Here is a 20,545-nt window from a genome sequence, read left to right on the forward strand (position 1 = left end):
GGTCTTCGGCTCCGTCAAGAGTAGCGGATGCCCCGGGCTCCGCCAAATCCACCGCAGAGGGCTACTCCAGCGGTGCGCGGGAATAGTTGACGAACGTCGACAGTTGACGAATGCAACGACTTTCTCTATAGTTGATGTCGATCAACTACTTATGCAAGGAACCTCTGTGACCTCCACGCTTCCGAACGACCTCGAGACGACACGTACGCCTCGCCAGGTCTTCACCGCCCTCTCGGGCCTCATCATGGGCATGTTCGTCGCCGTGCTCTCGGGCACGGTCGTCTCGACCTCGATGCCCGTCATCATCGCCGACCTCGGCGGCGACCAGTCCGCCTACACCTGGGTCATCACCGCGAGCCTGCTCGCCACGGCCGTCTCCACCCCGATCTGGGGCAAGCTCGCCGACCTCGTCGACCGCAAGATGCTGCTGCAGATCGCGCTCTCGCTCTTCGTCGTCGGCACCGTCGTCGCCGGCTTCTCGCAGTCGACCGGCATGCTCATCGCCGTGCGCGTCGTGCAGGGCCTCGGCGCCGGCGGCCTCATGTCGCTCGTGATGATCGCGGTCGCCCTCATCATCTCGCCGCGCGAGCGCGGCAAGTACATGGGCGTGGTCGGCGGCATCATGGCCCTCGCCACGATCGGCGGGCCGCTGCTCGGCGGCGTCATCACCGACGCCTTCGGCTGGCGCGCCAACTTCTTCATCGGCGTGCCCTTCGCCGTCCTCGCGATCATCCTCATCCAGCGCACGCTGCACCTGCCGAAGCCGAACCGCGAGCGCGTGAAGATCGACTACCTCGGCGCGATCCTCCTCACCGTCGGCGTCTCGCTCCTCCTCATCTGGGTGTCGATGGGCGGCAACCAGTTCGAGTGGAACTCCGTCGAGAGCTTCGCCATCATCGGCGTCTCGGCCGCGGCGATCATCGGTTTCATCGTCACCGAGTTCCTCGTCGAGGAGCCCATCGTGCCGATGACCCTCTTCACGAACCGCACCTTCACCCTCTCGGTGATCGCATCGATCTCGATCGGCGTGGCGATGTTCGCGACGAGCGTCTTCCTCGCGCAGTACTTCCAGCTCGCCCGCGGCGCGACCCCGACCGAGTCGGGCCTCATGACCATCCCGATGATCGTCGGCCAGATGGGCGCCTCGATCGGCATCGGCGCGCTCGTCAGCCGCTTCGGCAAGTGGAAGGGCTGGATGCTCCTCGGCTCCGTGCTCACCCTCGCCGGCGTGAGCCTCATGACGACGCTCCGCTACGACACCGACTTCTCGCTCGTCTCGGTCTACATGTTCGTGCTCGGCGCGGGCCTCGGCATGGTGATGCAGAACCTCACGCTCATCGTGCAGAACGACACCCCCGCCTCGCAGCTCGGCGCGGCGAGCTCGAACGTGAACTTCTTCCGCTCGATCGCGGGCACCATCGGCGTGACGATCATGGGCTCGGTGCTCGCCACCCAGGTCACGGCCCACATCACCGACGGCCTGTCGAAGTTCACGCCGACCTCCGCCGACGAGGTCGACGCGCTCAAGTCGCTCGCGAGCGGCAGCCTGCCGAAGGTCTCCGAGCTGCCCGACACGATCCGCGTGATCGTCGAGGGGTCGTACGGCCACGGCATCGCCGACGTCTTCTGGATCGCCGTACCGCTCGCGGTCGTCAGCCTCATCGCGATCGCGTTCCTCCCGAACAAGCCGCTGTCGACGAAGAACGCCGCGCAGACGCTGGCCGAAGAGGCCGAGCAGGTCGCGATCGACCTCGCCGAGGCCGAGATCGCGGCGCCGGTCACCTCCTCGATCCAGCTCGTCGACGGGTCGGATGCCACGAGCGGCCGCCGCGACGAGGCATCCGCCCGCGATGCCGGAGCCGAAGCCTCAGGAGCCCGCAAGTAGCATGAGCGTCGTGACCGAGCCCACCGCAGCAACCGCCGCCGAGCCCACCGTCGACGAGGCGATCGCCCACGTGGAGGACCAGCTCTCGTTCGTCTTCGGCCGTGCCCGCGCGGTGTGGAAGGAGGCGGCGCAGCAGATCCACCCCGAGCTCAACCCGGCCGGGTACAAGCTGCTCGCGACGGTCGTGCGGCTCGGTTCGACGAACGCGCACGTGCTCACCGAGCTCTTCGACATGGACAAGAGCGTCGTGAGCCGGCAGATCCGCATGCTCGAGGAGGTCGGGCTCGTCGAGAGCCGCCCCGACGAGCGCGACGGCCGGGTGCGGGTGCTCGCGCCCACCCCCCTGGCGGTCGAGCGCATCACCGCCGTGCGGGCCCGCAACCAGTCGCGCCTGCACGCGGTGCTGCGCGAGCGCTCGGTCGCGGAGCTCGAGCTCTTCGCCGAGATGCTCGGCGGGCTCGCCGAGGCGTAGCCGACCCGGAGACGGGTGACGGGGCGGCTCGAGAACCGGTGAGGTCCTCGAGCCGCCCCGTCGTCGTTCCTGCCCGACGGGCTCCGACTCAGCCGGCGTGCAGCGACTGCTGCAGCGCGCCCATGCCGCCGACCAGCGGCAGGTGCACCGTCGACTTCGACGGGTCGAGCATCAGCGTCGTGCCGGGCGCGGGGCGCACGGTGAACTCGTGGTCGCTCGAGAGCACGACGAGCCCGATCTGCGAGCCGGCCGAGAACACGTAGTCCTTCGGTTCGAGCTCGAACGCGAAGTCGTACGCCCTCCCGGGCGTGATCGGGTCGGTCACCGCGGCGGAGTCGCGGTTCTCGACGTCCATCCACCCGCGGGTGATGATCTTCGGCGCGCCGGTCGCCGGGTACTCGACGAGGAGCGCCGTGAGGTTCGCCTTCGGCCGGTCGACCGACAGCCGCAGCGACACCGAGGGCGTGCCGGAGAGGCGCATCGCCTCGCCGAGCACCTCGGTGCGGTAGGCGAGGCGGTTCGGCGACGACGCCGCGGCGGCGAGGTCCGCGGCGAGCAGGCTCGCGTCATCCACGAGGTCTTCGCTCGCCTTCGATCCCGAACGCGACACCGCGATCGTGCCGACCCCGTCGGACGTCGCCGCACCGCCGAGCTTCAGCTTGACCTCCGACATGGCCGGGTCGGGCCACTCGGCGTACTCGGTGAGCGTGCGGTCCTCGCGGACGACGTACGCCTTCGGCAGCGCCTCGACGCCGTTCTCGATGTCGTAGAGGTACCGGGTGAACCATCGGTTCAGCAGGGTGTCGTTCGGGTTGCCGCCGTGGCCGCCCTGGTGCAGGTAGATCTGGTGCGGCACGTCGTTCGCCTTGAGGGCCTCGTAGAGGTCGGCGGCGTTCTTCGTCATGACGTTCCAGTCGTTGAGCCCGTGCGCGACGAGGGTCGCGGCGGTGATCTCGTCGGCGTTCGCGAGATAGTCGCGCTCGTCCCAGAAGGCGCTCTCGTCACCGGTGACGCGATCCTGGTTCGCCCGCAGCTCGTCGATGACCGGCTGGCAGATCTCCTGGTCGAATCGGGTGTAGACGTAGTCGGCGAGCACGTCGAGGTCCTCGCCCTGGTAGCCGCCGGGCGCACGCACCGCACCGTTCGCGCGGTAGTAGTCGTACCAGTTCGAGATCGCCGAGACCGGCACGATCGCGTCGAGGCCCTCCACGCCCGTCGAGGCCACGCCGATCGGCAGGGTGCCGTTGTACGAGGTGCCGATCATGCCGACGCTCCCCGTCGTCCAGTCGGCGGCGACCTCGGTCGTGCGGTCGGGGCTCGTGTACGCCGTCGCCCGGCCGTTCAGCCAGTCGACGACCGCCTTGCCGGCGAGCGACTCGTTCGTGCCGCCCGAGGTGGGGCAGCCCTCCGACCACCCGCTGCCGAAGCCCTCGGCGTGCACCACGGCGAACCCGCGCGGCACCCAGGTGCTCTCGAGCGAGCGCGAGATGGTCGGGCTCGTACGGTTGCGCGGCACGTAGGCGGGCCACGGCTCCTTCTCGCTCGGCGGGTCGCCGATCTCGTGGTCGACCGACCAGTTCGTGACCTGCGAACCTCCGGCGTAGTACGGGCTCAGCTCCATGAGCACGGGAACCTTGAGGCCCGCCGACTCGGTCTCGGGCACCCGGCTCACGTCGATGTGCACGAGGTCGGGCAGGCCGTCGCGGTCGGAGTCGACCTCGCTCTCGACCCACGCCTCCTCGTTCACCCACTCGGCCGAGTTCTTCGTGAAGACGGCCTGCGAGAGGCCGTCGACGAACGTGGGCTCGGCGGGCTCGGGGCTGGCGTACGCGGGCGACGCGATCGCGACGCCCGCGCAGGCGAGCGCGGCCGTCATGGCGACGGCGACGCGTTGACCGCGTCGCCGCCCTGCGGTGGTAGGTACCGCTCGGATCATGCGGATGCTCCTTCGGTCGTGCCGGGGCATGGCCTCCACCCGCGCCGGGCGCGGTGCCACCGCCCCGTGGCTGCTCCACACGCTACGGGCGCGCGCGCACGACACGCCAGACGCCCCGTCGGCGCCGAACCGCGGGCGGGCGCCCGAGATGCCGAACCCGCGCCGCAGTATTCAGGACGAGCGCCCCGATGGCGGCCCACTCGAGGGCATCGACCCGCTCATCCTGAGAAGTGCGGGGCGCGGGCCGGGCGAATCGGCGGCGAGAGCAAGCGAGCGAGCGAGCGATCCGCGCTACTCGGCGGCCGGCGCCGGCGCGGGGGCGGGGGCGGGGGCGGGCGCGGGCGCTGCGGCCGTCACGAGCGGCAGCTCGACCGTGAAGGCGGTGCGCCCCGGCTCGCTCACGACCTCGACCGTGCCGTGGTGCGCCTCGACCACGGCGCGCACGATGGCGAGGCCGAGGCCCGTCGACCCGGCGCGGCGCGAGCGCGAGGCATCCCCGCGTGCGAACCGCTCGAAGAGCGTGGCGCGCACCGACTCGTCGATGCCGGGCCCGTCGTCGACGACCTCGAGCCGGGCGCGATCGCCGTCGACGCGGAGCCGGGCGACGACCTCGGTGCCCGCCGGCGTGTGCAGCCGCGCGTTCGCGAGGAGGTTCGTCAGCACCTGCCGCAGCCGGGCGTCGTCGCCCGAGACCTCGACGGCGTCGTCGGGCGCGTCGACCGACCAGTCGTGGTCGGGGCCAGCGGCCTGCGCATCGCCGACCGCGTCGACCACGATGGCGCGCAGGTCGACCCGTCCGTGCACGAGCTCCCGGCCCTCGTCGAGCCGGGCGAGCAGCAGCAGGTCCTCGACGAGTCCGGTCATGCGCAGCGACTCCGACTCGATGCGCGACAACGCGTGCACGACGTCGTCGGGCAGCTCGCCGCCGTGCAGGCGCGTGAGTTCGGCGTAGCCGCGGATCGAGGCGAGCGGGGTGCGCAGCTCGTGCGACGCGTCGGCGACGAAGCGGCGCACCTTCTGCTCGCTCTGCTCGCGGGCGGTGAGGGCGGAGGCGACATGGCCGAGCATGCGGTTGAACGCGGAGCCGAGGCGTCCGACCTCGGTGCCGTCGTCGTCGACGTCGACCCGTTCGGCGAGCGCGACGTCGCCGCGGTCGAGCGGCAGCTCGGAGACGCGCTGCGCGGTGGCGGTGACGCGCTCGAGCGGGCTGAGCGCCCTCGCGACGATGACCGAGCCGAGGCCCATCGCGACGACGAGCCCCGCGAGCGCGACGATCGTGATGGTCAGGGCGAGCTGCGAGCTGTCGGCGTTCACCTCGGCGAGCGGCAGCGCCAGCACGATCCGCACGCCGTTCCACTCGGTCTGCTCGAGGGCGAGCGCACGGTAGTCGCCGAGCTCGCCGACCCGGATCGAGTGGGGTTCGCCGTCGGTCGGCACGTGGGCGAGCACGTCGGCGAGCTCGGCGGGCAGGTCGAGCACCCGGCCGCCCTCGGTGATGTAGCCGGCCCGCGTCTCGCCGTCGGCGGGGACCAGGGCGGCGAGGGTGCCGGCCTCCTGGCCGGGGATGTTGAGCACGAGCGAGGGTGCCGCAGAGGGGTCGCCGGGGAACCCGGGCGGCTGGCCCGAGATCGCGAGGTTCGCGCGCGAGATCGTCGAATCGAGGTTCGCGTCGAGCCGCGCGACCGAGGAGCTGTGGAACACCGCGACGCTCACGAGGCCGACGACCGCGCTGACCGCGACGAGCAGCGACGCGACGATGACGAGGAGCCGGCGGCGGAGGGTCCACGGACGGCCGCGGCGCGGCGCATCCGCCCCGTCGACGACCGCGTCGGTCGCCCCGGTCGCGACGGCGACGACCGCCTCGCGCGACGCGGCGGCGTGCCCCGGGTCGCCGGGCCGGGTCATCCCGCGGCCTTCAGCATGTACCCGGCGCCGCGGACCGTGTGGATCATGGGGGCGCGGCCGGCGTCGACCTTCTTGCGCAGGTATGAGATGTAGAGCTCGACGACGGACTCCTTGCCGCCGAAGTCGTACGACCACACGCGGTCGAGGATCTGCGCCTTCGAGAGCACGCGTCGGGGGTTGCGCATGAGGTAGCGGAGCAGCTCGAACTCGGTCGCGGTGAGCTCGATCGGCTCGCCGCCGCGCGCGACCTCGTACGAGTCCTCGTCGAGGGTGAGGTCGCCGACGGTGAGCACCGGGTCCTTCGCCTGGGCGAGGGTCAGGGTCGAGCGGCGGATGAGTCCGCGCAGGCGCGCCACGACCTCCTCGAGGCTGAACGGCTTCGTGACGTAGTCGTCGCCGCCCGCGGTGAGCCCGGCGATGCGGTCGTCGAGCGAGTCCTTCGCGGTGAGGAACAGCACCGGCGTCTCGGTGCCGTCGGCGCGCACGCGCTGCAGCACCTCGAGCCCGTCGAAGTCGGGGAGCATGATGTCGAGCACGATCGCGTCGGGCCGGAACTCGCGCGCGATGCGCACCGCGCTGTGGCCGTCGGCGGCGGTGCGCACGTCCCAGCCCTCGTACTTGAGCGCCATCTTCAGCAGCTCGGTGAGCGAGTGCTCGTCGTCGACCACGAGCACCCGCACCATCGAACCGTCGCCCTTGGCGATGGCGGGAGCACGATGGGACGCGGCGGCGGGGGTCGTGGTCATGCTTCCAGTATCCGCACCCCGCTATGCGTTTCCTATGGCTTTCATGAGCGGATGCCGCGCGCCGATCGAGTGCCGATCGGGTGCCGCGGGACATAGCGAGGCCATAGCCCCGCCATCGAGCGGGCACAGCGCGACTGCCTAGCGTCGCGATCGGCGCTCCGTCCCGGGGTGCTCCCCCGTTCCCTCACGACCCCGCTCCCGACCCCTGAGGATGCTCATGTTCTTCACCTATCTCCGGCGCGAGCTCGCCGGCCGCCGCAGGCAGACGGCGATCATCGCCATCGGCATGGCGCTCGCGATCGCCCTCGTCATCATCGTCAACTCCGTCGCCTCGGGGGTGAAGGCCGCGCAGGCCTCCGTGCTCGAGTCGGTCTACGGCGTCGGCACCGACATCACCGTCACCCAGTCGCCCACCCCGCCCGGCGAGGGCGAGGGCGGCGGGCCCCGGTTCGAGTTCGACGCGGGCGCGGGCACCACGGCAGACGGCACCACCGAGCTCAGCCAGTCGCGGCTCAGCGCGGGCTTCGGCTCGAGCACCTTCGACGAGAACGCCCTCGCCACCGTGCAGGGCGTCGACGACGTCGCCGCGGCGGCCGCGACCCTCTCGCTCACGAACACGACGTTCAACGGCGAGATGCCCGACTTCAGCCGGATGCAGGGCACCGACGGCGGCCCCGCCACCGACGAGGGCACCGGCCAGGCCGCTCCCCCGCAGGGCGGGCCCGACGGCGCCGGCGGCAGCGCCTTCGACGTCGACTCGTTCAGCGTGCTCGGCCTCGACCCCGCAGCCGACGCGATCGGCCCGCTCTCGGCCGTCTCGCTGACCGACGGCCGCGCGCTCGACGAGGGCGACACCGGCGCGAACGTCGCCGTGCTCGACGCCGACTACGCGACGAGCGCCGAGCTCGCGACCGGCGACACGCTCGACCTCGGCGGCACCGAGTTCGAGATCGTCGGCACGGTGACCTCCAACGCCGCCGACTCGGCGAGCGCGGCGAACGTCTACATCCCGCTCGACGTCGCCCAGACCCTCTCGGGCGAGGAGGGCATGATCTCGAGCATCTCGGTGCAGGCGACCTCGTCGACCGACATCGCGCAGGTGCAGGCCGACCTCGAGGCCGCACTGCCCGACGCGACCGTGTCGACGCAGGAGGACCTCGCCTCGAGCGTCTCGGGATCGCTCTCGACGGCGTCGAGCCTCGTGTCGAACCTCGGCCTCTGGCTCTCGCTCGCCGTGCTCGTCGCGGCGTTCCTCATCGCCATCCTCTTCACCATCTCGGGCGTCACCCGGCGCACCCGCGAGTTCGGCACGCTGAAGGCGATCGGCTGGTCGAACCGCCGCGTCGTCGGCCAGGTCGCGGGCGAGTCGCTCGTGCAGGGGCTCATCGGCGGCGCCGCGGGCCTCGTGATCGGCCTCGTCGGCATCGCGGTGATCAACCTCGTCGCGCCCACCCTGTCGGGCAGCGCCTCGGGCGGCGGATTCGAGATGGCCGCCGGACCCGGCGGTGCGGCCGGCCCGGGCGGTGCGACGGGCGGCGACGCGGCCGGCGGGCGGGCGTTCGGCCCCATGGGCCAGACCGCCGCGGCGACGACCGAGGTCGTGCTCAACGCCCCCGTCACGGTGTCGGTGATCGCGATCGCGATCGGCATCGCGATCCTGGGGGGCCTCCTCGCGGGCGCGATCGGCGGCTGGCGCGCCGCTCGCCTGCGCCCCGCCGAGGCGCTCCGGAGCGTCGGCTGACCCGGCTCCGTCCACGCCACGACGGCATCCACCGCATCGACACGACCACCACCGAGGACACCATGTACACACTCACGAAGCTCACGAAGACGTACCGGCAGGGCAACCGCGCGGTGCACGCCCTGAAGAACGTCGACCTCACGATCCGCACCGGCGAGCACGTCGCGATCCAGGGGCCGACCGGCGGCGGCAAGTCGACGCTGCTGCAGATGCTCGGCGGGCTCGACCGGCCGACGTCGGGCACGATCAGCATCGGCGACGACGAGATCTCGAAGATGCCCGACGCGAAGCTGGCGAAGATCCGTGCGAAGGAGATCGGGTTCGTCTTCCAGAACTTCAACCTCATCCCCACGCTGACCGCGCAGGAGAACGTGGAGACGGCGCTCGAGCCCCTCGCCGTGGGCGGCGCCCGACGTGCGGAGCGCGCCGCGGCGGCGCTCGCCGCGGTCGGGCTCGCAGATCGCGCCGGCCACCTGCCGAGCGAGCTCTCGGGCGGCCAGCAGCAGCGCGTCGCGATCGCCCGTGCGCTCGTGAAGGAGCCCGAGGTGCTCCTCGCCGACGAGCCGACCGGCGCGCTCGACGAGGAGACCCGCGACGAGATCCTCGAGATCCTCGAGGGCATCCGCCGCGACCGCGGGCTGACGCTCATCGTGGTCACCCACGATTCCGCGGTCGCCCGCCGCGCCGAGCGCCGCCTGCACATCACGGCGGGCACGGTCACCGAGCGCTGAGCCGTGCAGGGCGGATGCCCCGGCCGCACGCGCGGCCGGGGCATCCGGTTCGCCTGCTCGCGGTCGCGAGATCTCCGCGATCGCCTCCCCCGGAGCTCTCGCGAGGCTCCGGAATCGCTGGGCGCTTCGCGGATCGCGACGGCGGCGCGGCGGAACCGACGTACGGTGGATCGAGTGGATGACGTGAACGAACCCGGCGGCACCGTCGACGAGCCGTCGGCGGCGCAGGCGGCCGAACCGACGGCCCCGGCCGCCCCGGCCGCCGAGCCCGCGGCGACCGAACCCCGGACGACCGGACCCGCGACGCCGCGCGCCGCGGTGCGGCCGAGCCGGCGGGTGTACCTGCGGCGACGCCTCCTCGTGGGCGGCGCGCTCGTCGTAGTGCTCGCGCTCCTCGCCTGGGGCGTCGCGGCCATCGTCATCGCGGCCACCGCGCCGCGCGGTCCCGGCACGCAGGGCGGCGACGGCAGCCATCCGAACGCGGCAGCCCTCGAGCTCGACCCCGAGCTCCCCGCCCCCGTGCTGCGCCAGCTCGAGTACGTGCGCGAGCACTGGGACGCCGACGAGAGCGAGCGCTACGGCGTGCTCGGCGACGACGACTGCGTGAACTTCACCTCGCAGACCCTCATCGAGCGCGGCTGGCTGCCCGACGAGGAGTGGTGGTACTCGGAGGACGGCGACGCGTACGCCCACTCCCCCGCCTGGCGCTCCTCGACGCTGTTCCGCGACTACCTCGCCGCGCACCCCGAGCGGGCGACACCACTCGACGACACGCAGCGTGCGCAGGTGCGGCCGGGCGACATCGTGCAGTTCGACTGGGACGCCTCGGGCGACCGCGACCACACCGCGATCGTCACCGCGGTCATCGAGGACGACGAGGGGAACGTCGACGTCTTCTACGGCGGCCACACGGATGCCACGTGGGACCGCTCGGTCGACGACCACCCCAACCATCCCGAGACGCAGGTGAGCTACTGGAGCGTCATCGGCTGAGCGGTGCGGGGTCGAACAGCGGTCGAACCGGGGTCGAACCGCGGTCGCGTCAGATGAGGTCGTGCCGCAGCGCCCACGCGGCCGCGGCCGCCCGCGAGGGGACCCCGAGCTTGGTGCGGATGTTCGCGAGATGCCGGTGCACCGTGTGCGGGCTCAGCAGGAGACGCGCGGCGATCTCGGCGTCGGTGTCGCCCCGGGCGACGAACCGCAGCACCTCCCGCTCGCGCGCGGTGAGGCCGGTCGCGCCGACGGGCTCCGACCTCGATCCGGCGTTCGGCGCCTCGACCGGCGCGCCGAGGGAGGCGAGGGTCTCGCGTGCGACGGAGTCGGCGTCGCCCCGCCACGGGAAGTGATCGTCGCCCTCGAGCCCGACGAATCGTGCGTCGCGGATCCGTGCGGCCACGTCTTTGCCGAGCGCGAACGGAATCGCCCGGTCGGCGCGGCGGTGCAGCACGAGCGTCGGCGCCCGAACATCGGCGAGGTGCGGCGTCGCGTCGACCTCGTACACCGCCTGCAGTGACGCGAGTGCGACCTCCCGCGAGGCCGACCTCCGCTGGAACTCGACGAACTCGGCACGCTCCTCGGCCGTCGCGTCCGGCAGGAACAGGTCGGCCAGCACCCGCGAGCCGAGACCCCAGTGCTGCTCGATGATGCCGAGCATCGCCGCCCGGGCGGCCGGCGGCGCGAGATCCGCCCCACAGGCGTACGTGCCGTAGAGCACGAGGGCATCGACACGTCCGGGATGCCGCGCCGCGAACAGCGAGGCCACGCCGCCGCCCGACGAGCCGCCGAAGAGCGCGATCGGCCCGTCCGCGGAGTCGTCCGCGGCCGCATCGACGACCGCCTCGAGCACCGCGAGCTCCTCGTCGAGGGTGCGTGGAGGGGTGGCGTCCCGATCGGACCTCCCGGTGCCGGGACGGTCGTAGCGGATGACCGTGCGGTGGCGCGCGAACTGCTCGACGAAGCGCCGGAACCCCGCGTTACGCCAGTCGAGCTCCAGGTGGCTCGACCACCAGCCGCCGATCACGAGCGGCGGCCCGGCACCGACGGCCGACCACGCGATCGAACGACCGTCGAGCTCGGCGTGGTGGACGACCTGGTCTTCAGGTTGCACGGCGTCAGTCTACGAACGCGAGGGACGCTCGGCACTACTTCACGAGCGCCGGCCGCGCATCGGCAGCGAGCGCGCGGACCCGTTCGACCTCGGCGAGATGCTCGCGGAGCAGGGCGCGTGCTCCCGAGAACTCCGGGGTGTCTTCATCGCTGACGAGCACCGGCACGTACTCGCCGGGCAGCAGCAGTTCCTCTCCGACGCCGTCGGGGGCGCGGACGACGCGGAGCATCCCGGCGCCGGCCTGCTCCTCGAGCCAGATGCGGCCGCTCTGCTCGGGCACCCCGGCGAGCTCGGCGAACGTCTCCGCATCGACGGGGCCCGCGTCGAAGATCACGCGGTAGTAGCCGCGCTCACGGCCGACGGCGATCGAGTCGCCGATGCTGCGGGTGGATTCGGATGGGGTGTTCATCGGTGGCTCCTCGGATTCGTGCGTCGCCGGATCGCGACGTTCCGATTCCACCGCCGACGACGCAGGGCGCGCGTCGCATCTTCAGGCCAGTTCGGCATGGCCCGTCGGGGCCACCCACGCCGGCTCGCAGGCGCTCCGCTCAGGGCCGCTCGAAGTCGTACTCCTGGAACTCGGCGACCTCGGGCACCCATCGGCCCTCGAGGAAGCCGACGTGCGCGGGGTGCGCGTTGTAGGCGTCGTACGCCGCCTGGTCGGCGAACACCATGCCGAAGCGGTGGGTGAACGTGCTCTTCGGGCTGACCTGGCGGCTGATCGCGAAGTCGGCGACCCCGGGGATGCCGGTGAGGGTCTCGCGCGCGGTGGCGAAGAACTCCTGCTCCGCGGCGGAGCCGGGCTCGTGGACGAGCCGGAAGACGACGGTGTGCTCGATCGACATGGGACCCCTACTGGTTCGAGAAGGCGGCGTCGAAGGAGGCCGTCGGTCGCGGGAACAGCTTCGAGCGGATGAATCCGACGGCCTCGGCCGCGCCGTGCAGCCGGTCCATGCCGGCGTCCTCCCACTCGACCGAGATCGGGCCGGTGTAGCCGATCGCGTCGAGCGCGCGGAACGCGTCCTCCCAGGGCACGTCGCCGTGCCCCGTCGAGACGAAGTCCCAGCCGCGCCGGGGGTCGCCCCACGGCAGGTGCGACCCCATGATGCCCGCGCGTCCCGTCGCGGGGCGCAGCCGCGTGTCCTTGCAGTCGACGTGGTAGATGCGGTCGGCGAAGTCGACGATGAACCCGACCGGGTCGATGCCCTGCCACATCATGTGCGACGGGTCCCAGTTGAAGCCGAACGCGGGGCGCCGGTCGATCGCCTCGAGGGTGCGCACGCTCGTCCAGTAGTCGTACGCGATCTCGGAGGGGTGCACCTCGTGCGCGAAGCGCACGCCCTCGGCGTCGAACACGTCGAGGATGGGGTTCCAGCGGTTCGCGAAGTCCTCGTAGCCGGCGTCGATGACGCTCGCGGGCACCGGCGGGAACATCGCCACGTACGGCCAGATCGACGAGCCGGTGAAGCCGACGACGGTGTCGACGCCGAGCATGCGGGCGACACGCGCCGCGCGCTTCATGTCGTCGGCGGCGCGCTGCCGGACCCCCTCGGGGTCGCCGTCGCCCCACGTGTACGGGCGCACGATCGCCTCGTGCCGGAAGTCGATCGGGTCGTCGCAGACAGCCTGACCCGTCAGGTGGTTCGAGATCGCGTGCACGGAGAGCCCGTGCCGCTTCAGGATCTCCTGCCGCTCGGCGAGGTAGCCCGGCTCCTCCTCGGCGAGCTTCAGGTCGAGGTGGTCGCCCGAGCACGCGATCTCGAGGCCGTCGTAGCCCCACTCGGCGGCGAGGCGCGCGACCTCGGCGAAGGGCAGGTCGGCCCACTGACCGGTGAAGAGGGTCACGGGGTGGGTGGCGGTCATGCCGGGTTCCTTTCGTCCTGCAGCGCGGTCAGGTATCGGATGCTCCGTGCCGCCAGTTCGTCCTGCGAGGGGGCGAGCGGGCGCCACACCGAGGCGGCGACCGCGATCGTCGCGTTCTCGCCGGTGAAGCTCTCGAGCCCGAGTGCGCCGGTGTACCCGACGTCGTCGAGCGCGTCGAGGAACGCGGGCCAGTCGAGGTGGTCGTCGCCCACGGCGCCGCGGTCGTTGCCGCAGACCTGCACGTAGGCGAGGTTCGTGCCGGCCGCTCGGATCGCGTCGCCGATCGACTTCTCCTCGATGTTGAGGTGATAGCTGTCGAGGGCGAGTCCGAGGCCGGGGCCGAGCAGCGGCCCGAGCGCCTCGAGGGCCTGCTCGACGGTGTTCACGAGACTCGTCTCATACCGGTTCAGCGGTTCGATCGCGAGGCGGATGCCTCGGTCCTCCGCCTTGCGGACGACCGGCGCGAGGCTCGCGCGCAGCTCGCGGTACCTGGCCTCGCGCTCCTCGGCGTCCATGCGCCACGCGCGGCCGGTGGCCGCCGTGAAGGGGCCGGCCACGACCGGGGAGCCGAGGCGCTCGGCGACGCCGAGGCAGTGCACGAGGTAGTTCTGGGTGGCCACGATCTCTGAGCCGGGCGCGGCGACCAGGTTGCGGCCGGGGCCCATCGCGCCGATCACGATCGGGGCGAGGCCGTGCTCCGCCAGCAGGTCGGCCGCGGCATCCGCCGACCAGTCGCCTGGGCTCTCGACCGGCAGCTCGATCGCGCCGAAGCCGAGCTCGGCCGCCTTGGCGGCGAGCGCGGGAAGGTTCTCATCGGTGAGGGGCGAAGCCCACACCCAGGTGTTGACGCCGATGGTGCGGCGCATGCTGCCTCCTTGCAGACTCCGTCGGTCGCGTAGCGAGCGTATCGATCGCCCGCGCTGTGGTCGAGGAACGGAGCGTATCGAGACCTCCCGGTCTCGATACGCTCCGTCGTCACTCCCCGAACATCGATCGGATCACGGGGTTACGGGACGATCCGGTCCTCCCAGACCTGCGGGTAGCCGGGCAGGTCCTCGCCGCCGAACTTCGCGTAGTGGCCGTCGGGCATGTTCTCGTTGAGGGCGAGGTACTCGTCGACCTCCTCCGCGGTGATCGGCGACTGGGGCAGCACCCACTCGCTCGGCACCTCTTCGCCGGCGAAGATCTTCTGCGCGGCGAGGAGCGGCGTGCGCCACTGGAAGTTCGAGTACACCGGCGCGAGGCCCGTGAGCCCGGTCTCCTTCCACTTGCGGAGGAAGCTCATCTCGTCCTCGCCCGTCATGACGGGGTAGTCGACGCCGGCGTCCTCGAACGCCTCGATGGCGGCGACGGCGCCGTCACCGGCGTCCATCCAGATGCCCTGGACGTCGCCCTTGGCGAGCTCGTCGGAGATGATCTTCTTGATCTCCGCCGGGTCGGCCCCGGTGAAGTAGTCGACCGCCTCGATGCCGGCCTCGTCGAACAGCTTCTCGGCCGCGGCCCAGCGCTGCTCGAGCACGTCGACACCCGGCAGGATGCGCAGCGCCACGACCTTGTCGCCCTCGTCGAGCTCGTCGATGAGGAACTCGGCCGTGTCGATGCCCCACGCGAATCCTCCGATGGGGTGGATGAACGTGACGGGGCAGTCGGTCTGCACGCCGCGGTCGAACACGATGACCGGCTTGCCGGTGTCGCAGGCGCGCTCGACGGCCGGCGTCATCGCCGCCGTGGAGTTCGGCGAGATGATGAAGACGTCGCAGCCGCCCTCCTCGATGAAGTAGTCGATGTCGGCGATCTGCGTGTCATCGGAGTCCTGCGCGTCGCGCGTCTCCATCTCGCTGATCACGCCGGCCTCCTGGAGCACCTTGAGCTGTTCGTTCATGGTGATCCAGCCGGTCGTGCGCCACGGGTTGGAGATCGAGGCGTTGGCGAAGCACGCCTTCTTGGCGCCCTCCGAGGCGAACTCCGAGGTGTCGACCATCTCGGCGTTGATGTGCTGCAGCCAGGGCTGCCCTTCGGGGCCCTCGGGCACGACGTCGCGCTCGGCGTCCTGCTTGTCGAAGAGCTCCTGGTCGAACCACTCGACCGACTCCTCCGTGGCGGCGGCGTCATCGCTCGGCGCTGCCACGTTGGGGTCGGTCGTGCAGCCGGCCATCGTCAGCAGCGCGAGGGCGCCGACCATTGCGGATGCCACCGTGTACCTGCGTCGCATCACGAACCTCCTTTGGTTTCGTTGTCAGCCCTCGACGTCGAGGGAATGGGTGCAGGGCGAGCGGATGCGGGGGCATCGCGCTCCTCCGCCGGTGCCGGCGAAGTCTGGGTCGCCGCGTCGGGCGAGGTCTCGGTGCCCGCGTCGGGCGAGGTCGGGCTCGTGGCATCCGTCGATGCCTCGATGCCGCGACCGCGGCGGCGCGCGCGGAAGGTCGTCGCCGAGTACGCGACGGCGAGGATGATGATCGCGCCCTGCACCGCGTCGCGGTACGTCGAGGGCACGCCGGCGAAGTTCAGCACGGTGAAGAGCGCTTCGAGGGCGAAGGCGCCCGCGGCCGCCGCGACCACCCAGCCGCGACCGCCGCCGAGCACGACGCCGCCGAGCACGACCGCGGTGATCGCGATGAACTCGTAGCCGCGCCCGACCGAGGGGTGCACACCGGCGTAGCCGACGAGCAGCACGCCCGCGATCGTCGCCGAGAGCGAGGAGATCATGAAGGTCGACGTCTTCACCCACCAGTTGCGGGTGCCGGAGAAGCGCGCCGTCGTCGGGTTGTCGCCGAGGGCGATGATCGTGCGCCCGAAGGGCCGCTTCGAGAACCAGATCGCGGCGGCGAGCACCACGGCGAGCACCACGACCGACCAGGGCAGGATATCGATGACCGGGATGCCGCGGATGCCGCCGCGACCGATCTCGCGGAACCCGTCGGCGGGGTTGCCGGTCGCGGCGCCGCCCGTCCAGTAGAGGGTGCCGCCGAGCAGGGCGAGCATCATGCCGAGCGTGACGATGAAGCTCGGCACCTTGAGCATCGTGACGATGAGCCCGTTGACGAGGCCGATGAACGCGCCGAAGGCGAGCATGAGCGCGAGCACCGGCAGCGACTTCGCCTCGTCCTGCCCGATCAGGTTGCCGGCGATGACGACCTGCGCGGTCACGACCGAGCCCATCGAGAGGTCGAACTCGCCGCCCACGATGACGAAGTACTGGCCGATCGCGACGATCGCGACGGGCGCGACCCGCTGGATGAAGCGGATGAACTGCGACGGTTCGGCGAACGACGGGTTCAGCAGCGCGATCGCCACGAGCAGCACGATGAGGAGGAGGAACACGGCGCCGCGAGGGCTCACCAGGGTGCGGCCGAGGTCGGCGAGACGGGCCCCCAGGCTCGGGCGGTCGGATGTCACGGCGCTCATGCCGCGCCTCCCTTCGTTGCCGGGGCGGCGGGTTCGCCGGCCGCGGGCGGCTCGGCCCCCGCGGTGAATCTCGGCCGTCGCCGGTCGACGGAACGGCTCGTGTACACGGCGACCGCCGCGACGATGACGACGCCGCGGACGACGTCCTTCAGGAAGGGGTTCACCTGCATGACGCTCATCACGTTGTCGACGACCGCGAAGATCGCCACACCGCCGATGGTGCCCCAGATCGACCCGCGGCCGCCCATGAGCAGGGTGCCGCCGAGCACGACCGCGGCGATCGAGAGCAGGTCGTAGCCGCCCTGGGTGCCGACGACCGGGCTGCCGACGCCGAGCCGGCTCGCGAGGAGGAGCCCTGCGAGGGCCGCGGTGATCGAGCACAGCACGTGGGCGACGATGAGCGGGCGGGCGGTGCGGATGCCGGAGAGTCGCGCCACCTGCTCGTTGCCGCCGACCGCGAACATGTGGTTGCCGGTGCGGGTGCGGGCCAGGAAGAACGCGGCGGCGAGCGCGACGACGAGCATGAGCAGCGTCGACACGGGCACCGGGCCGACGCCGGTCGCACCGATCAGCTGGAACTCCCACGGCACCTCCCCGCTCGTGCCCTTGTAGTTCGTGTCGAGGTAGCCCTTGATGATGAGGCCCGTGCCGAGCGTCGCGATGAAGCCGTTCACCTTGAGCTTCGTCACGATGAGCCCGTTCGCGAGGCCGATGACGGCCGCCACCACGAGCACCACGAAGACCGCGAACGGGATGTTCGCCGGGTTGCCGGCCATCAGGTCGGCCGCGATGAGGCTCGAGAGGCTCACCACGTACGGCACCGAGAGGTCGAGCGAGGCGCAGAGGATGACGAGGGTCTGCCCGATGGCGACGAAGCCGAGCACGCTCATGCCGGTGAGGATGTCGCGGATGTTGCCGGCGCTGAAGAAGTTGCGGCCGACCGTCGCGACGAGGATCGCGCCGACCGCGATGACGGCGACGAGCGCGATGCCGACGATGAGGGTCGAGTCGAGCCGGCGGCGCGAGCTTGCGCGGCGGGGGGCCCTGGTGGGGGTGGCGGTGCTCATCGCAGCTCCTCTCCCCCGACGCGGAGTGTGCCGGTGGCGGCGCCGAGGATGGTCGCCTCGTCGCTGCGCGCCGGCAGTTCTGCCGAGGCGCGGCCGTCGTGCATGACGATGATGCGGTCGGACATGCCGATCACCTCGGGGAGCTCGGACGAGATCATGAGGATGGCGACCCCTTCTTTGGCGAGTCGTCGCATGAGGGTGTAAACGGCGACCTTCGCGCCGACGTCGATGCCTCGGGTGGGCTCGTCGAGGAGCACCACGCGCGGCTTCGTGGCGAGCCACTTCGCGAGCACGACCTTCTGCTGGTTGCCGCCGGAGAGGTACTGCACCTCCTGGTCGAGGCCGCGCGAGGCGAGTTCGAGCGAGGAGAGCACGCCCGGCAGTTCGCGCCGGGTGTCGCGGGTGCGCCGCGAGAACACCGAGCGGATCACGAGGAGCGCGTTGTCGGTGATCGACTGGTTGAGCGCGAGACCCTGCGCCTTGCGGTCCTCGGTGATGAGGGCGATGCCCCGCTTCACCGCCTGGCGGGCCGAGCCGAGCCGCACGGGCTCGCCGTCGAGGAGCATCTCGCCGCGGGTGAACGGCACGACGCCGAACACCGCCTCGACGAGTTCGGTGCGCCCCGAGCCCTGGAGGCCCGCGACGCCGACGATCTCTCCCGCGCGGAGCTCGAGGTCGACCCCGTCGACGTACGCGTTGCCCGCGCCGCGGAGTTCGAGGCGCGGTTCGCCGGGCACGGTGCCCGGTTCGGCCTCGGGGAAGTACGCGGAGATCGGGCGGCCGACCATGCGGCGCACGAGCTCGTCGGTGTCGAGCTCGGCGGCCGGGCCGCTCGAGACGAGCGCCCCGTCCTTCAGCACGGTGATCGTGTCGCAGAGGTCGAAGATCTCCTTCAGGCGGTGCGAGACGTAGAGGATCGCGACGCCGCGCGCCTGCAGCCGTCGCACGATCGTGTAGAGCAGCTCGACCTCGTGGTCGGCGAGGGCGGCGGTCGGCTCGTCCATCTGGATGACACGGGCGTCGACCGAGAGCGCCTTCACGATCTCGACGATCTGCTGCTCGGCGACGGTGAGGGTGCGCACCGGGGCATCCGCGTCGATGGAGTCGATGCCGAGCTCGGCGAGGAGCGCCCGGGTCTCGGCGAGCATCGCCTTCTTGTCGACGAGGCCGCGGCGCTTGGGCTCGCGACCGAGGAAGACGTTCTGGGCGACGGTGCGCTCGGGCAGGAGGTTGAACTCCTGGAAGACGGTGGCGAGCCCCTGCCGCGCGGCCTGCACCGGGTGGGTGAACTCGACCTCGGTGCCGCCGAGCGTGACGGTACCGGCGTCGCGCTCGTACACGCCCGCGAGGATCTTCATGAAGGTCGACTTGCCCGCGCCGTTCTCTCCGACGAGGCCGTGCACCTCGCCGGCGCGGAGCGTGAGCCCCACGCCGCGCAGCACGGTGACGCCGAAGAAGGACTTCTCGAGCCCCTCGGCCACGAGCACCGCTTCGCCGCTCATGCCGGCACCTCCACCCAGTCGCGTCGTTCGGCCGAGGCGAGCACCGCTTCGGTGATCTGCGCGGCGCGCAGCCCGTCGGCGAATCCCGGCAGCCCGTCGGGCGCTGCACCGTCGATCGCGGCGTAGGCGTCGGCGACGAAGGCGTTGAACGCGTCCTGGTAGCCCATCGGGTGCCCGGCGGGCACGATCGCGAGGCGGGCGGCGTCGGCGCTCAGGCGGCTCGCGTCGCGTTCGATGACGCTGGATGCCTCGGTGCGGCCGAGCCACAGGGTGTCGGGCCGCTCCTGCTCGAAGCGCACGCTCGCGTCGGTGCCGGCGAGTTCGATCGAGAGGGCGTTCTTACGGCCCGGGGCGACCTGCGAGACGAGCAGGGTGCCGAGCGCGCCCGAGTCGAGTTCGACGACGAGGGCGACGAGGTCTTCGGTCTCGATGCCCGAGTGGGTGGCGCGGTCGGCGTAGACGGTGCGGCTCGCGGCGTTCAGCCGCACGATGCGCTCGCCGGCGACGAACTCCACGAGGTCGACGAGGTGCGAGCCGATGTCGGCGAACGCCCGCGACGGGCCGCCCACGGCCCGGTCGACCCGCCAGTCGTCGTCATGCGGGGCGGCGAGCCAGTCTTGAAGATAGGCGCCGTGCACGCTGAGCAGGCGGCCGGCCTCACCGGCGGCGACCCGCGCTCGTGCTTCGCGCGCCATGGGGTGGAAGCGGTAGACGAACGGCACCGCGGCGACGAGGCCCCGGGCGTCGGCGAGCGCGACGAGCTCGGCGGCGTCGGCCGCGGTGGTGGCGAGCGGCTTCTCGCAGATCACGTGCTTGCCGGCCTCGAGCGCCGCCCGGGCGAAGCCGGCGTGGGTCGCGTTCGGGGTGCAGATGTGCACGATCTCGACGGCGGGGTCGGCGAGCAGGGCCTCGAAGGACTCGAAGGCGGCGCCGATCCCGAGTCGCTCGGCGGCCACTGCGGCCCGCTTCGGCGAGGAGGAGGCGGCGCCGACGAGTTCGGCTCGGGCGGCACGGGCTGCGCGCGAGTGCACGGCGGCCATGAAGCCGCCGCCGACGAAGCCGGCACGTTTCGTGCGGGCTGGGGCGGTGACGTCCGTTGTCATGGGGACATGCTGACACACGTCCGCCACCTTTTGCTAGTCCTTCGGCAAAAGTTGTTCGTTCGAGATCAACATGTCAGTTGAC

18 protein-coding genes are annotated in these 20,545 nt (G+C 71.6%); 5 read left to right on the forward strand and 13 right to left on the reverse strand.

The annotated features are described in order from the left end of the window. Positions 1-151: 151 nt before the first annotated feature. Both ACFVAJ_RS04490 and ACFVAJ_RS04495 read left to right on the forward strand, forming a co-directional pair. Positions 152-1,885 carry an MDR family MFS transporter gene (locus ACFVAJ_RS04490; protein WP_376941604.1) on the forward strand — a complete coding sequence of 578 codons (1,734 nt, stop codon included), beginning with the start codon at positions 152-154 and terminating at the stop codon, positions 1,883-1,885. 10 nt (positions 1,886-1,895) lie between these two features. Next, positions 1,896-2,357 (forward strand): MarR family winged helix-turn-helix transcriptional regulator, encoded by a 462-nt coding sequence (locus ACFVAJ_RS04495; protein WP_376941605.1) that lies wholly within the window; start codon positions 1,896-1,898, stop codon positions 2,355-2,357. A gap of 88 nt (positions 2,358-2,445) precedes the next feature. On the opposite strand, the gene ACFVAJ_RS04500 is transcribed toward ACFVAJ_RS04495, so the two are convergent. The 3 genes from ACFVAJ_RS04500 to ACFVAJ_RS04510 all read right to left on the reverse strand — a co-directional run bounded on the left by ACFVAJ_RS04500 (position 2,446) and on the right by ACFVAJ_RS04510 (position 6,944). Further along, the gene (locus ACFVAJ_RS04500; protein ID WP_376941606.1) at positions 2,446-4,293 is read right to left on the reverse strand and encodes a Xaa-Pro dipeptidyl-peptidase; all 1,848 of its coding nucleotides are present in this window, start codon (positions 4,291-4,293) and stop codon (positions 2,446-2,448) included. Positions 4,294-4,584: 291 nt separating this feature from the next. Further along, on the reverse strand, positions 4,585-6,198 hold the full coding sequence (locus tag ACFVAJ_RS04505; protein WP_376941607.1) for a sensor histidine kinase: 1,614 nt from the start codon (positions 6,196-6,198) through the stop codon (positions 4,585-4,587). Beyond that, positions 6,195-6,944, reverse strand: a complete 750-nt coding sequence (locus ACFVAJ_RS04510) for a response regulator transcription factor (protein ID WP_376941608.1) — start codon at positions 6,942-6,944, stop codon at positions 6,195-6,197. The genes ACFVAJ_RS04505 and ACFVAJ_RS04510 overlap by 4 nt, the downstream gene beginning before the upstream one ends. A 217-nt stretch (positions 6,945-7,161) precedes the next feature. On the opposite strand from ACFVAJ_RS04510, the gene ACFVAJ_RS04515 reads away from it, so the two are divergent. The 3 genes from ACFVAJ_RS04515 (at position 7,162) to ACFVAJ_RS04525 (ending at position 10,409) form a co-directional block, all read left to right on the forward strand. Further along, on the forward strand, positions 7,162-8,685 hold the full coding sequence (locus ACFVAJ_RS04515; protein ID WP_376941609.1) for an ABC transporter permease: 1,524 nt from the start codon (positions 7,162-7,164) through the stop codon (positions 8,683-8,685). 62 nt (positions 8,686-8,747) lie between these two features. Beyond that, positions 8,748-9,416, forward strand: coding sequence for an ABC transporter ATP-binding protein (locus tag ACFVAJ_RS04520; protein ID WP_376941610.1), 669 nt, complete (start codon positions 8,748-8,750; stop codon positions 9,414-9,416). Between the two features lie 174 nt (positions 9,417-9,590). Further along, positions 9,591-10,409, forward strand: coding sequence for an amidase domain-containing protein (locus ACFVAJ_RS04525; RefSeq protein ID WP_376941611.1), 819 nt, complete (start codon positions 9,591-9,593; stop codon positions 10,407-10,409). Between the two features lie 49 nt (positions 10,410-10,458). Here ACFVAJ_RS04525 and ACFVAJ_RS04530 read toward each other — a convergent pair whose 3' ends face one another. The 10 genes from ACFVAJ_RS04530 to ACFVAJ_RS04575 form a co-directional block, all read right to left on the reverse strand. Further along, the gene (locus ACFVAJ_RS04530) at positions 10,459-11,523 is read right to left on the reverse strand and encodes an alpha/beta fold hydrolase (protein ID WP_376941612.1); all 1,065 of its coding nucleotides are present in this window, start codon (positions 11,521-11,523) and stop codon (positions 10,459-10,461) included. Between the two features lie 34 nt (positions 11,524-11,557). After that, positions 11,558-11,932 carry a hypothetical protein gene (locus ACFVAJ_RS04535; protein WP_376941613.1) on the reverse strand — a complete coding sequence of 125 codons (375 nt, stop codon included), beginning with the start codon at positions 11,930-11,932 and terminating at the stop codon, positions 11,558-11,560. A 139-nt stretch (positions 11,933-12,071) separates the two neighbouring features. Beyond that, positions 12,072-12,368, reverse strand: a complete 297-nt coding sequence (locus ACFVAJ_RS04540) for a Dabb family protein (protein WP_376941614.1) — start codon at positions 12,366-12,368, stop codon at positions 12,072-12,074. 7 nt (positions 12,369-12,375) lie between these two features. Next, complete coding sequence (locus ACFVAJ_RS04545; protein WP_376941615.1) at positions 12,376-13,386, reverse strand: sugar phosphate isomerase/epimerase family protein; 1,011 nt, start codon at positions 13,384-13,386, stop codon at positions 12,376-12,378. Then, positions 13,383-14,252 (reverse strand): sugar phosphate isomerase/epimerase family protein, encoded by an 870-nt coding sequence (locus ACFVAJ_RS04550; RefSeq protein WP_376941616.1) that lies wholly within the window; start codon positions 14,250-14,252, stop codon positions 13,383-13,385. The genes ACFVAJ_RS04545 and ACFVAJ_RS04550 overlap by 4 nt, the downstream gene beginning before the upstream one ends. 140 nt (positions 14,253-14,392) lie before the next feature. Further along, positions 14,393-15,598: a substrate-binding domain-containing protein gene (locus ACFVAJ_RS04555; protein WP_376941617.1), complete on the reverse strand. Its 1,206-nt coding sequence runs from the start codon at positions 15,596-15,598 to the stop codon at positions 14,393-14,395. After that, positions 15,598-16,791, reverse strand: coding sequence for an ABC transporter permease (locus tag ACFVAJ_RS04560; protein WP_376941618.1), 1,194 nt, complete (start codon positions 16,789-16,791; stop codon positions 15,598-15,600). The genes ACFVAJ_RS04555 and ACFVAJ_RS04560 overlap by 1 nt, the downstream gene beginning before the upstream one ends. Continuing rightward, positions 16,788-17,858: an ABC transporter permease gene (locus ACFVAJ_RS04565; protein ID WP_376941619.1), complete on the reverse strand. Its 1,071-nt coding sequence runs from the start codon at positions 17,856-17,858 to the stop codon at positions 16,788-16,790. Before ACFVAJ_RS04565 ends, ACFVAJ_RS04560 begins: the two co-directional genes overlap by 4 nt. Next, positions 17,855-19,360, reverse strand: coding sequence for a sugar ABC transporter ATP-binding protein (locus ACFVAJ_RS04570; RefSeq protein ID WP_376941620.1), 1,506 nt, complete (start codon positions 19,358-19,360; stop codon positions 17,855-17,857). Before ACFVAJ_RS04570 ends, ACFVAJ_RS04565 begins: the two co-directional genes overlap by 4 nt. Next, positions 19,357-20,463, reverse strand: a complete 1,107-nt coding sequence (locus tag ACFVAJ_RS04575) for a Gfo/Idh/MocA family protein (RefSeq protein WP_376941621.1) — start codon at positions 20,461-20,463, stop codon at positions 19,357-19,359. The genes ACFVAJ_RS04570 and ACFVAJ_RS04575 overlap by 4 nt, the downstream gene beginning before the upstream one ends. Between the last annotated feature and the right edge of the window lie 82 nt (positions 20,464-20,545).

The organism is Agromyces sp. NPDC057679 (assembly GCF_042799635.1).
Classification (GTDB): Bacteria; Actinomycetota; Actinomycetes; order Actinomycetales; family Microbacteriaceae; genus Agromyces.

What these genes read in the sequence shown, in the direction of transcription:
- ACFVAJ_RS04555 (WP_376941617.1), bottom strand. Translation starts at nt 15,598, where the DNA reads ATGCGACGCAGGTACACGGTGGCATCCGCAATGGTCGGCGCCCTCGCG.
- ACFVAJ_RS04550 (WP_376941616.1), bottom strand. Translation starts at nt 14,252, where the DNA reads ATGCGCCGCACCATCGGCGTCAACACCTGGGTGTGGGCTTCGCCCCTC.
- ACFVAJ_RS04570 (WP_376941620.1), bottom strand. Translation starts at nt 19,360, where the DNA reads ATGAGCGGCGAAGCGGTGCTCGTGGCCGAGGGGCTCGAGAAGTCCTTC.
- ACFVAJ_RS04520 (WP_376941610.1), top strand. Translation starts at nt 8,748, where the DNA reads ATGTACACACTCACGAAGCTCACGAAGACGTACCGGCAGGGCAACCGC.
- ACFVAJ_RS04560 (WP_376941618.1), bottom strand. Translation starts at nt 16,791, where the DNA reads ATGAGCGCCGTGACATCCGACCGCCCGAGCCTGGGGGCCCGTCTCGCC.
- ACFVAJ_RS04545 (WP_376941615.1), bottom strand. Translation starts at nt 13,386, where the DNA reads ATGACCGCCACCCACCCCGTGACCCTCTTCACCGGTCAGTGGGCCGAC.
- ACFVAJ_RS04535 (WP_376941613.1), bottom strand. Translation starts at nt 11,932, where the DNA reads ATGAACACCCCATCCGAATCCACCCGCAGCATCGGCGACTCGATCGCC.
- ACFVAJ_RS04490 (WP_376941604.1), top strand. Translation starts at nt 152, where the DNA reads ATGCAAGGAACCTCTGTGACCTCCACGCTTCCGAACGACCTCGAGACG.
- ACFVAJ_RS04515 (WP_376941609.1), top strand. Translation starts at nt 7,162, where the DNA reads ATGTTCTTCACCTATCTCCGGCGCGAGCTCGCCGGCCGCCGCAGGCAG.
- ACFVAJ_RS04505 (WP_376941607.1), bottom strand. Translation starts at nt 6,198, where the DNA reads ATGACCCGGCCCGGCGACCCGGGGCACGCCGCCGCGTCGCGCGAGGCG.
- ACFVAJ_RS04510 (WP_376941608.1), bottom strand. Translation starts at nt 6,944, where the DNA reads ATGACCACGACCCCCGCCGCCGCGTCCCATCGTGCTCCCGCCATCGCC.
- ACFVAJ_RS04575 (WP_376941621.1), bottom strand. Translation starts at nt 20,463, where the DNA reads ATGACAACGGACGTCACCGCCCCAGCCCGCACGAAACGTGCCGGCTTC.
- ACFVAJ_RS04540 (WP_376941614.1), bottom strand. Translation starts at nt 12,368, where the DNA reads ATGTCGATCGAGCACACCGTCGTCTTCCGGCTCGTCCACGAGCCCGGC.
- ACFVAJ_RS04500 (WP_376941606.1), bottom strand. Translation starts at nt 4,293, where the DNA reads ATGATCCGAGCGGTACCTACCACCGCAGGGCGGCGACGCGGTCAACGC.
- ACFVAJ_RS04565 (WP_376941619.1), bottom strand. Translation starts at nt 17,858, where the DNA reads ATGAGCACCGCCACCCCCACCAGGGCCCCCCGCCGCGCAAGCTCGCGC.